Here is a 12,590-nt window from a genome sequence, read left to right as displayed (position 1 = left end):
TTTCCGACTCTATCAGATCTTTCCGATCCGATTTCCTCGGGGTTTCGCCTTCCGGGTCTCCGCTTTCGCGCTTTCCCTTTCCGGCGGTTCCGACTTTATCAGAAGTTTCGCACCGAACTTGCCGGTCGAATTTTTCCGATTTATCGGGAGGGGCTTCGTCGAAATCTTAGGTCTCGAGAAGCAGTCAGATGCTCACGGTTGCCACTGCGGGTCAGAACCCAGCTCCAGGCAACTGTTCAAATCTACCTCCCCACTCGGTCCGTGTCAACGGTTCCTGTGGGGCGAGGAGGAGACTAGCAGCTGAACGGAGCTCCACGCACATCAGGCCGCCGTCGGCACGACGGCGCTGCGTTCGGCCGTCTCCAGGTCACCGGTCTCACCGGCCCGGGCCGCGCGCCCGCCCAGAACATAGACGTAGGCCAGGAAGGCCAGCTCCGCGACGACTCCGATGGTGATGCGGGCCCAGGTGGGAAGGCCGGACGGGGTGACGAAGCCTTCGATCGCACCGGAGACGAAGAGGACCAGCGCGAGGCCGATCGCCATGGCAAGTGCTGCCCGGCCTTCTTCCGCGAGGGCCCTGCGCCGCGGGCGTGGCCCGGGGTCGATGAGGGTCCACCCGAGGCGCAGGCCGGTGCCGGCGGCGACGAAGACCGCAGTCAGTTCGAGGAGGCCGTGGGGCAGGACCAGGCCGAGGAAGGTGTCCAGCCGGCCCGCGGAAGCCATCAGTCCGAAGCCGACGCCAAGGTTGAGCATGTTCGTAAAGAGGATCCAGATGACCGGCAGGCCCAGGAAGACGCCCAGGATCAGGCAGAGGGCGGCGGCCCACGCGTTGTTCGTCCAGACCTGGGCGGCGAACGAGGCCGCGGGGTTGCTGGAGTAGTACGTCTCGTACTGGCCGCCGGGGCGGGTGAGCTCGCGCAGCTCGGCAGGTGCGGCGATGGATGCCTGGACCTCGGGGTGGGTGCCGATCCACCAGCCGAGGAGGGCCGCGACTGCGGTGGACAGGAGCGCGGCGGGAACCCACCAGTGACGTGCCCGGTACACGGCGGCCGGGAAGCTGTGCGAGAGGAAGTGCGTGACGTCCCGCCAGGACGCGCGCCGTGCCCCTGTCACGGCGCCCCGCGCGCGTGCCACCAGCTGGCTGAGTCTGCCGGTCAGCTGGGGATCGGGGGCCGCGGACCGGATCAGCGAGAGGTGGGTGGCCGTGCGCTGATAGAGGAGGACGAGTTCGTCGGCCTCGGAGCCGGTCAGCCGGCGTCGGCGCCGCAGCAGGGCGTCGAGGCGGTCCCACTCCGCGCGGTGGGCGGAGACGAAGACGTCGAGGTCCATCGGTGTGTCTGCTCCTCGGCTGTTCGTCGACTCCCGCCACGAGCTCTTCGGTCGTACGGAACGGTCGGCTCGGCGGTACGGGATGATCGGCTGGTCGTACTGCGGTGCGATGCGCCATCAGCTTGGCAGACTGGTGGTGTTCCGGGCAGGGCAGGGGAAGGGCGGGCGGACGTGAGTGAGCTGGTGACGGGCGAGGCTGTGGCGTTGGAGCTGCGCCCCGCGAAGCTGCCCAGCAGGGCGCTGGCCGTGCTGCTCGATCTGGTCGCGGCGGTGACGGTCTATGTCGTGGTGACCATCGCACTGGTGGCTGCCACCGCTTCGCTGGACCAGGCGGCCCGGACGGCGATATCCCTCACGGTCTTTCTGCTGTTGCTGGTGGGCGTGCCGATGGCGGTCGAGACGCTCAGCCATGGACGGTCGCTCGGGAAGATGGCGTGCGGGCTGCGGGTGGTGCGGGACGACGGTGGGCCGATCCGTTTCCGGCATGCGCTGGTGCGGGGCCTGATAGGTGTGATCGAGATCCTGATGACGATGGGCGTCGTCGCGTGCATCGCCTCGCTCGTGTCGTCGCGGGGGCGGCGGCTCGGAGACGTCTTCGCCGGGACCCTCGTCGTTCGGGAGAGACTGCCGGTCGGTCCCGTGGGTTCGGTACCGCCGCCTCCGCCCTGGCTGGCCGGCCGGTTCTCGGGGCTCGATCTGTCCGCGGTGCCGGACGGACTGTGGCTCGCCGTACGCCAGTACCTGACGCGGATGCGGCAATTGGACCCGCAGGCGGGCCACGCGATGGCGGAGCGGCTGGCGGCGGACCTGGCGGACCGGACGGGGGCACCGGTGCCGCAGGGCGTGCCGGCGGCTGCGTACCTGGCGGCGGTGGTGCAGGAGCGGCAGGCCCGGGACGCTCGGCGTGCCTTCGGGCACGGTGTGGGTGGGGCGGGGGCCATGGGTGGCGGGCCGGTCGGCACCTCCGGACCGGCAGGTGCGTACGCTCCGCCGCCCGTCCGTCAGCCGGCTCCCCCGACCGTGTACCCCTCCGTTCCCGCTGCCCCCTCCCACTCCACCGGTTCTTCGAGCCCTTCTGTTCCCTCTGCGCCCGGCGTTCCCGCCACGCCCGCCACGCCCGTGTCTCCCCCTCCGGCGGCCGAGGGCCCGTCGACCGGGTTCGTGCCGCCGGCTTAGGGCGCGTTCGGGGCGGTCGCCGGGGTTGTCGGTCAGTCGAGGGCCGAGGGGGGTGACTCGAGGTCCTCGAGTTCGATGCCGGGGGCCGCGAGGACCACGTCCCCGGAGAGGTGCACGGTGTGCTGCTCGCCGGTGTCCAGGGCTGTGACCTGGTATTCGTCCACGGTCAGGGGTCCGTTGTCAGTGGCGTGTGCTTCTCTTTCCACCAAGGTCCAGGACTGGTCCACGGTGAGCGGGGCGAGCACCGGATCCGTGAGGGCGACGAGCCGTACGCGGGTGGCCGGGGCGGAGGGGGTGAGGCGCAGGAGACGGGCGGTGGCGATGAGAAACGCGGGTGAGGAGCCGGTGAAGGCGTGGGCGCGCGCATTGCCTTCGGTGGCGTGGGTTCCGGTGGGGTCGGTACGGACCCAGGTGACGCCGTCGAGGGCGGCGCCGCGGATCTGCCAGCTCGCGGCGTGCAGTTCGAGTCGGATGGGGCGGCCGAGTTCGTCGAGGGCGAGGTCGACCGAGCCCAGGTGATCGCCGGACGGGGCGGTGAGCCGGGAGACGTAGCGCCAGCCGGAGGGGCCGGGGGCGCATTGGAAGTGTTCTTCGGCGAGGGGGGTGTGATCGTGCGGATCGTGGAGCGAATAGCGGCCGCGGGGCATGGGGGTCCTGGGTCTTGACGGGCCGGCCCGTCACTGGCCGGACAACGGGACAGGCCCCCGACACGGGGGTGCGGGGGCCTGTCCCGGAGGGTCCTGCCGTCGGGGAGCGCGCCGGTTCACGGGCGTGCTCCCCTCGGCGGGAGCCTCGGCCCGGTGGGCGTCGGCTCCTCGGGCGTCGGCTCAGTAGCGGTAGTGGTCCGACTTGTACGGGCCCTCGACCGTCACACCGATGTACGCGGCCTGCTCGGGGCGGAGGGTGGTCAGCTTCACGCCGAGCGCGTCGAGGTGCAGCCGGGCGACCTTCTCGTCCAGGTGCTTGGGCAGCACGTAGACGCCGGTCGGGTACTCGTCGGGCTTGGTGAACAGCTCGATCTGGGCCAGGGTCTGGTCCGCGAAGGAGTTGGACATCACGAACGACGGGTGGCCGGTGGCGTTGCCCAGGTTCAGCAGACGGCCCTCGGAAAGAACGATGAGGACCTTGCCGTCGGGGTACCTCCAGGTGTGGACCTGCGGCTTGACCTCGTCCTTGACGATGCCGGGGGTCCCGGCGAGGCCGGCCATGTCGATCTCGTTGTCGAAGTGGCCGATGTTGCCGACGATGGCCTGGTGCTTCATCTTGGCCATGTCGGCGGCCATGATGATGTCCTTGTTGCCGGTCGTGGTGATGAAGATGTCTGCCTTGTCTACGACCTCGTCCAGCGTCGTGACCTGGTAGCCGTCCATCGCCGCCTGCAGCGCGCAGATCGGGTCGATCTCGGTGATGATCACGCGGGCGCCCTGGCCGCGCAGGGACTCCGCACAGCCCTTGCCGACGTCGCCGTAGCCGCAGACGACGGCGGTCTTGCCGCCGATCAGCGTGTCGGTGGCGCGGTTGAGGCCGTCGATCAGGGAGTGGCGGCAGCCGTACTTGTTGTCGAACTTCGACTTGGTGACGGCGTCGTTCACGTTGATCGCCGGGAACAGCAGGGTGCCGTCGCGGTGCATCTCGTACAGACGGTGGACGCCGGTCGTGGTCTCCTCGGTCACGCCGCGGATCTCGGACGCCAGCTGGGTCCACTTCTGCGGCGACTCGGCCACCGTGCGGGTGAGGAGTTCGAGGATGACGCGGTGCTCGTCGGACTCGGCGGTGTCGACCGAGGGGACCTTTCCGTCCTTCTCGTACTCGACGCCCTTGTGGACCAGGAGGGTGGCGTCACCGCCGTCGTCCAGGATCATGTTCGGGCCGCCGGTGGGGGTGTCGGACCAGGTCAGCGCCTGCTCGGTGCACCACCAGTACTCCTCCAGCGTCTCGCCCTTCCAGGCGAAGACCGGGATGCCCTGCGGGTTCTCGGGCGTGCCGTCCGGGCCGACGGCGATGGCGGCCGCGGCGTGGTCCTGGGTGGAGAAGATGTTGCAGGACGCCCAGCGGACCTGAGCGCCGAGGGCGGTCAGGGTCTCGATGAGGACGGCGGTCTGCACGGTCATGTGCAGGGAGCCGGTGACACGGGCGCCGGCCAGGGGCTGGGCCTCGGCGTACTCCTTGCGGATCGCCATCAGGCCGGGCATCTCGTGCTCGGCGAGGGTGATCTCCTTGCGGCCGAAGGCGGCCAGGGAGAGATCGGCGACCTTGAAGTCCTGTCGGTTTTCGACAGTCGTCATGGAGAGCTGCTCCTCGGGATGTGGGTCGAGGTGGGTACGGCTGTTCTGCGCGGCGGCGGGCACAAGGGTGCCCTGGGAGGGCACGGACATGCCCGCGTGCGCGCAGCGCAGTCCGTCGGAGGCCCTCTCTCCCTCGGCCGGTCCGCAGGGGGACCGCCCGACCGCCATCAGCAGCGACGTCTGGCTCCGTCCCAAGCTACACCGACGGGCCCGGCCGCCCCCAGCCGGTTGCCGAACACATCGGGCCGAACACGGAGAGCAAGGAAACGGAGGAGGCAGGGAAACGGAGGGCACTGGACGGCGGTGAAGCGCGACGACCACCGGGTCGGTGGTCGTCACCGGTCGGTGGTCGTGGCTGATCACGGGGTGCGCCGGCCGGTGGGGCCGGGCGGGTGCGGGCTCAGTGTTCCGTCAGGGCCGGGCCGCCCGGGGTGGCTGCGGCGTCGGCGCCCTTGGCGGCCTCGGACTCGCGGTAGATGTCGGGCTCCAGGTAGATCACGCGGGCGATCGGCACGGCCTCGCGGATTCGGGACTCGGCGGCGTCGATGGCGGCGGCGATCTCCGTGGCCGTGCCGTCGTGGCGTACGGCGATCTTCGCGGCGACCAGGAGTTCCTCGGGGCCGATGTGGAGGGTGCGCATGTGGATGATGCGGGTGACGGTGTCGCCGTCGACGGCGGCGGCCTCGATCTTCCGGGTCTCCTCGGCGCCCGCGGCCTCGCCGAGCAGCAGCGACTTCGTCTCGAGCGCGAGAACCACGGCGATCAGGATCAGCAGGACGCCGATGCAGAGAGTACCGATGCCGTCCCAGACGCTGTCGCCGGTGAGCAGGGCCATGCCGACGCCGCCCAGGGCGAGGACGAGGCCGACGAGGGCGCCGAGGTCCTCCAGGAGGACGACCGGCAGCTCGGGGGCCTTGGCGTGGCGGACGAACTCCGTCCAGGAGCGGTCGCCGCGCACTGCGTTGGATTCCTTGATGGCGGTGCGGAAGGAGAAGGTCTCGGCGATGATCGCGAAGACCAGCACACCGACCGGCCAGTACCAGTTCTTCAGCTCGTGCGGGTTCGCGATCTTCTCGTAGCCCTCGTAGATGGCGAACAGGCCGCCGACGGAGAACAGCACGATGGAGACGAGGAAGGCGTAGATGTAGCGCTCGCGGCCGTAGCCGAAGGGGTGTTGCGGGGTGGCCTGCCGCTGGGCCCGCTTGCCGCCGAGCAACAGCAGGGCCTGGTTGCCGGAGTCGGCGACGGAGTGCACGGATTCGGCGAGCATCGACGAGGAGCCGCTGAAGAGGTACGCCACGAACTTCGCTACCGCGATCGCGGCGTTGGCGGCGAGTGCCGCAACGATCGCCTTGGTGCCGCCTGACGCGCTCATGTGTTCGCGTTGTCCCTTCGTACGCCGTTCACGGGCCCGGGCGGGCGTCTTCGTACGCCGCCCGGGCGTTGTCCGTGCTGTAACGGGGGGACATTGTTGCAGCCCGATCGGGCTGCGAGGGGTCGGATCATCGTCGTCCGGCGGTCAGGCGACGACCGTCGCCCTGAACAAGGTTCCGGTACCGGACACTTCGGCCTTTTCGTCGGCGGGGACGAACACGGAGGTGCCCGGGGACAGCTCGTGCTCGCCCGCGCGTACGGAGCCGGCCGTGCAGAGCAGGATCTGGGGGGTGGTCAGGGTGAGGTCGTGGGTGGTGGTGCCGGCGGGCAGGACGTAGCGGGAGAGCCGGAACTCGTCGGTGGGGGTCTCGTAGAGCTCCTCGCCGTCCGGTGCGGCCTCCGGGCGCAGCACGCCCGGGTCGCGGGCCTCGAAGCGGACGATGCGCAGGAGTTCGGGGACGTCGACGTGCTTGGGGGTCAGCCCGCAGCGCAGGACGTTGTCGGAGTTGGCCATGATCTCGACGCCGAGGCCGTTCAGGTAGGCGTGCGGGACGCCGGCGCCGAGGTAGAGGGCCTCGCCGGGCTGGAGCCGGACGTGGTTGAGGAGCATGGCGGCGATGACACCGGGATCGCCCGGGTAGTGGTGGGCGATGTCGGCGTACGGGGCGTGGTCTTTGCCGAGGCGGTCGCAGGCGGCGGCCGCCTCGGTGACGGTGCGGGCCATCTCGTCGCGGTCGGCGGTGAGGATCGCGGTGAGGACCTCGCGCAGGGCCGCTTCCTCGGGCCGGGCGTGCAGCAGGTCGACGTACGGCTTGAGGGAGGCCACGCCGAGGGCGTCGAGCAGTTCGGCGGCGCGCAGCGGGTCACGGAAGCCGCAGAGGCCGTCGAATTCGGTGAGGGCGCAGACCAGTTCGGGCTTGTGGTTGGCGTCCTTGTAGGTGCGGTGCACGGCGTCGGCGGGGACGCCACGTCGTTCCTCGTCCGCGTAGCCGGCCTTCGCCTGCTCCAGGTCGGGGTGGACCTGGAGGGACAGCGGCCCGCCGGCGGCGAGGAGCTTGAGGAGGAAGGGCAGGCGCGGACCGAACTTCGTGACCGAGGCCGCACCGAGTTCCCGCTCCGGGTCGGCGGCGATGACCTCGGCGAGGGTGCCCCGGCCGGTGCGCGAGGGCGCGCCGGGGTGGGCGCCCATCCACATCTCCGCCTGCGGCTCACCGGTCGGTTCGACGCCGAGGAGCCGGGGGATGGCGGTGGTGGAACCCCAGGCGTAGGGGCGGACGGTGTTGTCGAGGCGATCCATGGGGTTCTCTCTGGGTCGTTCGGCAGGTACGAACTGCGTACGCGGCAGGGCGGGCACCCCCGTGGAAGTCCTGGTCAGGGCGTCCGGACCGGGGCGTCCCGGTCGGTACGGCCGCGTCGGACCGCCTGCGGCAGGACGTCCTGGGGACTGTCCTCCGCATGATCAGGCTCTCGAGGTGAGCGCCAGGTAAACGGCGGCGAAATCCGTGACGGCGATCAGCTCGGCGAGGGTCTCCAGTTCACCGCCCTCCTCCGGTTCGAGTTCGCTGATCGGTGTGTCGTGGCCGAGGGCCAGCTCACGGGCGGCCGGGGCGGCGGTGAGGCCGCCGACCGGGCGGTCGCGGAGCAGCACCACGCGCGCGTGCAGGGCGGGGGCCTCCTCCACGCGGTCGCGGAAGAAGTCGTCCGGGTCGGCACGGCCGGCGAGCGGACCTGCCAGCAGGGTGCCGTGCGCGCTGAGCGCCTCGGGGAGTTCGGCGACGACGGCGGGGATGCCGGACAGTTCCGCGAGCGCGGCGGCGAAGCGGCGGCCTGCCGGGCCGGCCGAGGTGCCCTCGGTCCACACGACGGGCAGCGCGTCGGCGAGTTCGGCCGCCAGGGTCTTGGCGGGGTTGCTGTAGGTGGCCAGGGCCGGGCCGCAGCGTTCGGCGATGCGGTCGAGGCGGTCGGCGACCTTCTCCAGGGCGTCCGGCGGGGCGGTGAGCAGGCCGGCGCGGTCCAGGATCGCGAGCAGTGGGGTGAGCAGCGCCCACAGAACTCCGGGGGCGGAGGCGGCGAGGGGTTCGTCCTGGTCGTGGGACGTGGTCGCCATGGGGACGAACAGGCCGTGGGAGTCGCTGACCGCGTCGGCGAGCGGGGACCGGGCGGGGGCCACGGCGACGACGGTGCAGCCGCGGCGGTAGGCCTGTTCGGTGAGCAGGGACAGGCCCGGCTCGGTACCGTCAGGGGTGGCGATCAGGAGCAGGTCCACGGAACCGGTCCAGCCCGGCAGCTCCCAGCGCAGCGCGCCCGCGGCGGGTGCCACGCCGGTGGGCGCGAGCCGGATGACGGGGCTGCCGGCGCCGGCGAGCGTGCCGAGGAGGTCGGCGGTCTGGGTGGCGGCCGCGCCGGGGCCAGCGATGAGGACGGCGCGTGGGCGGCCGTCGGGTTTGAGGTCGTGGACACCGGCCTCGGCGGCATGCCGCGCGGCGGTGCGGACACGGGCGCCCGCCTCCGCGGCGCCGCGGAGCAGCCCGCGGTGGTCGGCCTCGGTGAGGCCCTCCGGTGAGTCGAGCAGCGATTCGTCGAGCATGGGGCGGCAGCCTCCGATCGGCGGGGCGTCGTACGCGGAGCGTCGTACGCAGGGCGTCGGTACGCGGGGCGGCGGGTCGCTGGTGCGCAGGGTCGCCGGATCGTCGGTCAGGCGGGGTGGCGGGCCTCGTCGACGAGGAGAACGGGGATGCCGTCGCGGACCGGGTACGCCAGGCCGCACTCCTGGCCGGTGCAGATCAGCTCATTGTCCTGCTCCTCGAGGGAGGAGTGGCAGGCCGGGCAGGCGAGGATCTCCAGGAGGCCGGTTTCCAGCGGCATGGGGTGGGTTCCCTTCGGGGCGGGCGTATGCGGATGTGCCTGGTCAGGGTACCGCCGGTGGGAGCGCGGCGGGCGGGCAACGGGTGTTGGGGCCGGCGGGGCGCGCGGTGGCCGTCGGCGTAGGCCCTGGGCACGGCACGGCATGGCGGGACGTGCGACGGGCCGGTTCGCCCCGGCCGTCGCCCGCCGACGCGCTCCATCGCACGCCGACGCACGGGGGCCGGGCCGCAGGTCACACGCGGACCTGTCCTCGCGGCACCCGACGCCGGCGGGCGCGGGTGCCGTTGCGGCGTGCCGTACGGGCCGCTCAGCCGGCCGCGGGCGGATCAGCCTCGGATGACGGCCAGGGCCTCGTCGCGGATTCTGGTCATGGTGATCCGGTCCCGGGCCTCCGCGTTCAGGCGGAGGAGGGGTTCCGTGTTGGAGGGGCGGACGTTGAACCACCAGTCGGCGGCGGTGACGGTGAGGCCGTCCAGTTCGTCCAGGGTGATGCCGTCGCGGCCCTCGTAGGCGGCCCTGATCGCGGCGAGGCGGGCCGCTTGGTCGTCGACCGTGGAGTTGATCTCACCGGAGCCCACGTAGCGGTCGTACTGGTCGACCAGGGCGGACAGGGTGCCCTGCTGGCCGCCGAGGGCGGCGAGGACGTGCAGGGCGGCGAGCATGCCCGTGTCGGCGTTCCAGAAGTCGCGGAAGTAGTAGTGCGCCGAGTGCTCGCCGCCGAAGATCGCGCCGCTGGTGGCCATCTCGGCCTTGATGAAGGAGTGGCCCACGCGGGTGCGTACCGGTGTGCCGCCGTTCTCCTCGACGACCTCCGGCACCGACCAGGAGGTGATCAGGTTGTGGATGATCGTGCCCTGGCCGCCGTTGCGGGCGAGTTCGCGGCAGGCGACCAGGGCGGTGATCACGGACGGGGAGACCGGCTCACCGCGCTCGTCGACGACGAAGCAGCGGTCGGCGTCGCCGTCGAAGGCGAGGCCGAGGTCGGCGCCCTCCTCGCGGACCCGCTGCTGCAGGTCGACGAGGTTGGCCGGGTCGAGCGGGTTGGCCTCGTGGTTGGGGAAGGTGCCGTCGAGTTCGAAGTACATCGGGACGACGGTGAGCGGCATGCCGGCCAGGACGGTGGGGACGGTGTGCCCGCCCATGCCGTTGCCCGCGTCGACGACGGCCTTCAGGGGCCGGACGGAGGTCAAGTCGACGAGGGAGCGCAGGTGTGCCGCGTAGTCGTCCAGCGTTTCGCGGCGGGTGACGGTTCCCACCGTGGCGGTCGGCTCGGGGGCGCCCGACTCGCTCCACTTCTCGACGAGTTCGCGGATCTCCGTCAGGCCCGTGTCCTGGCCGACGGGCGCGGCGCCCGCGCGGCACAGCTTGATGCCGTTGTACCGGGCCGGGTTGTGCGAGGCGGTGAACATCGCGCCGGGCAGGTCCAGGGCGCCGGAGGCGTAGTAGAGCTGGTCCGTGGAACAGAGGCCGATCTCGGTCACGTCGACGCCCTGGGCCGCGGCGCCGCGGGCGAAGGCGCCCGACAGGCCGGGCGAGGAGGGCCGCATGTCGTGCCCGGTGACGATGGCGCTCGCCCCGGTCACGCGCGCGAAGGCGGCGCCGAAGAGCTCGGCCAGGGGCTCGTCCCACTGGTCGGGGACGACCCCGCGTACGTCGTACGCCTTGACGATCTGTGACAGATCAACAGCCACGGCCAGCCCTTCCGGAGGTCCTGTCGGTCACCACAAACTACCCGCAGAGGATGACACTCCGCTGCGGGCAGTCCCGTGGTGACCGGCCGGTTCGTGCCCGGCGGACGGCCGGACTCGCGCCCGGTGGTGGCCGGCCGGGCTCGTGCCCGGTGGGCCGGCCGGGCTCGTGCCCGGTGGGCCGGCCGGACTCGCGCCCGGTGGGCCGGCCGGTCGGCCCCACGGACGCCGCCTCGGGTCAGGGCAGCATCCACCCGAGCACGAAGGTGCTCTGCCCCACCACGATCAGGCACATGACGAGGAGCAGGCCGAGGCTCCAGGGCAGCACCTTGCGCAACAGGTCTCCTTCCTTGCCCGCCAGTCCGACGGCGGCGCAGGCGATGGTGAGGTTCTGCGGCGAGATCATCTTGCCGAGGACACCGCCCGAGCTGTTCGCGGCCGCGAGCAGCTCGGGCGACAGTCCGGACTCCCTCGCGGCGGTCACCTGGAGGGCGCCGAAGAGCGCGTTGGCCGAGGTGTCCGACCCGGTGACGGCGACGCCGAACCAGCCGAGGACGGGTGACAGGAAGGCGAGTCCGGCACCGGCGGCGGCCACGGAGTAGCCGATCGTCGCCGCCTGGCCGGAGAGGTTCATGACGTAGGCGAGCGCCAGCACCGAGGTCACCGTGAGGATCGCGAACCGCAGTTCGTACACGGTCGCGAGCCATTCCCTGACCGCTGTGCGCACGTGCAGGCCGAGCACGAACGCGGTGGCCACGCCGGCGAACAGGACGAGGGTGCCGCCGGTGGAGACGATGGGCCAGGTGAACACGTTGGCGCCGACCGGCTCGCCGTTCGGCGCGGCGACGTCGAGGAGGGGCCAGTCGAACTTCCGGGTCGCCCCGGCCAGCCAGTCCTTGATCACCGGGATCTGCACGACGGAGAAGATCACCACGATCAGCGCGTACGGGGCGTACGCCCGCACGACCTCGCGGCGCGGGTCGTCCTCGTCCAGTTCCTCGCTGCGGGCGCCGGTCAGCACGGAGGTGCGTACGGCCTCGGAGGCGGGCACGCGCGAGTGCGGTACGGCGACCAGGGCGGCCGCACCGGCCATGGCCGCGGCGATGTCGGCGAGTTGCGCGGAGGCGTAGTTGGAGGCGACGAACTGGGCGATGGCGAAAGCGACTCCGCAGGCCACCGCGGGAATCCAGGTGTCCCGCAGCCCGCGCCGCCCGTCCACCAGCCAGACCAGCACCAGCGGCACCACAAGGGCGAGCAGCGGGGTCTGGCGGCCGACGACGGACGCCACCGAGTCCAGCGGCAGACCGGTCACCTGGGCGAGGGTGACGACCGGCGTGCCCATGGCCCCGAACGCCACCGGCGCGGTGTTGGCGACGAGCGCGACGACGGCGGCCCGGACCGGGTCGAAGCCGAGGGCCACGAGCATCACGGCGGAGATCGCGACGGGGGCTCCGAAACCGGCGAGCGCCTCCAGCAGTGCCCCGAAGCAGAAGGCGACGACCAGGGCCTGGATCCGCGGGTCGTCGGAGAGCCGTCCGAAGGAGCGGCGCAGGATGTCGAAGTGCTGGGTGCGGACCGTCATCCGGTACACCCACAGTGCGTTGACGACGATCCACATGATGGGGAAGAGGCCGAAGACCGCTCCCTGGACGGCACTGGAGAGCGTCTGGTCCAGAGGCATGCGGTAGGCCAGGCAGGCCACCAGTACGGCACCCGATAAGCCGATCAGGCCCGCCAGGTGCGCTTTCATGCGCAGGCCGCCGAGCAGGACGAGGACGATCACGAGGGGCAGCGCCGCCACGAGGGCGGACAGACCGAGTGAGCCGGCGACGGGTTCCAGTTCCTGAACGTACACGGACGCGCCTCCTGGATT

10 protein-coding genes are annotated in these 12,590 nt (G+C 71.6%); 1 reads left to right on the top strand and 9 read right to left on the bottom strand.

Translation table 11 applies throughout. The features are described from left to right. Positions 1 to 321: 321 nt before the first annotated feature. Positions 322 to 1,329, bottom strand: coding sequence for a stage II sporulation protein M (locus ACFYQA_RS26290; protein WP_388922512.1), 1,008 nt, complete (start codon positions 1,327 to 1,329; stop codon positions 322 to 324). 171 nt (positions 1,330 to 1,500) lie between these two features. Here ACFYQA_RS26290 and ACFYQA_RS26285 point away from each other — a divergent pair, with 171 nt between their 5' ends. Continuing rightward, entirely contained in the window at positions 1,501 to 2,505 is a 1,005-nt protein-coding gene (locus ACFYQA_RS26285) for an RDD family protein (RefSeq protein ID WP_388922509.1), read from the top strand. A gap of 32 nt (positions 2,506 to 2,537) precedes the next feature. On the opposite strand, the gene ACFYQA_RS26280 is transcribed toward ACFYQA_RS26285, so the two are convergent. The 8 genes from ACFYQA_RS26280 to ACFYQA_RS26245 form a co-directional block, all read right to left on the bottom strand. Beyond that, complete coding sequence (locus ACFYQA_RS26280; RefSeq protein WP_386400513.1) at positions 2,538 to 3,152, bottom strand: hypothetical protein; 615 nt, start codon at positions 3,150 to 3,152, stop codon at positions 2,538 to 2,540. 180 nt (positions 3,153 to 3,332) lie between these two features. Next, positions 3,333 to 4,790 (bottom strand): adenosylhomocysteinase, encoded by a 1,458-nt coding sequence (gene ahcY, locus ACFYQA_RS26275; protein ID WP_388922525.1) that lies wholly within the window; start codon positions 4,788 to 4,790, stop codon positions 3,333 to 3,335. Positions 4,791 to 5,190: 400 nt separating this feature from the next. Next, complete coding sequence (locus ACFYQA_RS26270) at positions 5,191 to 6,165, bottom strand: cation diffusion facilitator family transporter (RefSeq protein ID WP_388922505.1); 975 nt, start codon at positions 6,163 to 6,165, stop codon at positions 5,191 to 5,193. Between the two features lie 144 nt (positions 6,166 to 6,309). Next, positions 6,310 to 7,461 carry a mannose-6-phosphate isomerase, class I gene (gene manA / locus ACFYQA_RS26265; protein ID WP_388922502.1) on the bottom strand — a complete coding sequence of 384 codons (1,152 nt, stop codon included), beginning with the start codon at positions 7,459 to 7,461 and terminating at the stop codon, positions 6,310 to 6,312. Between the two features lie 162 nt (positions 7,462 to 7,623). After that, a complete protein-coding gene (locus ACFYQA_RS26260; RefSeq protein ID WP_388922500.1) occupies positions 7,624 to 8,751 on the bottom strand; it encodes an SIS domain-containing protein in 1,128 nt (375 codons plus the stop codon). 107 nt (positions 8,752 to 8,858) lie between these two features. After that, positions 8,859 to 9,029, bottom strand: coding sequence for a Trm112 family protein (locus ACFYQA_RS26255; protein ID WP_332428237.1), 171 nt, complete (start codon positions 9,027 to 9,029; stop codon positions 8,859 to 8,861). A gap of 326 nt (positions 9,030 to 9,355) precedes the next feature. After that, positions 9,356 to 10,720, bottom strand: coding sequence for a phosphomannomutase/phosphoglucomutase (locus tag ACFYQA_RS26250; RefSeq protein WP_388922497.1), 1,365 nt, complete (start codon positions 10,718 to 10,720; stop codon positions 9,356 to 9,358). A gap of 235 nt (positions 10,721 to 10,955) precedes the next feature. Further along, a complete protein-coding gene (locus ACFYQA_RS26245) occupies positions 10,956 to 12,572 on the bottom strand; it encodes an L-lactate permease (protein WP_388922494.1) in 1,617 nt (538 codons plus the stop codon). Between the last annotated feature and the right edge of the window lie 18 nt (positions 12,573 to 12,590).

Source organism: Streptomyces sp. NPDC005774, assembly GCF_042871645.1.
Lineage (GTDB): Bacteria > Actinomycetota > Actinomycetes > Streptomycetales > Streptomycetaceae > Streptomyces > Streptomyces pratens.
This window is presented reverse-complemented; position numbering and strand designations above follow the sequence as displayed.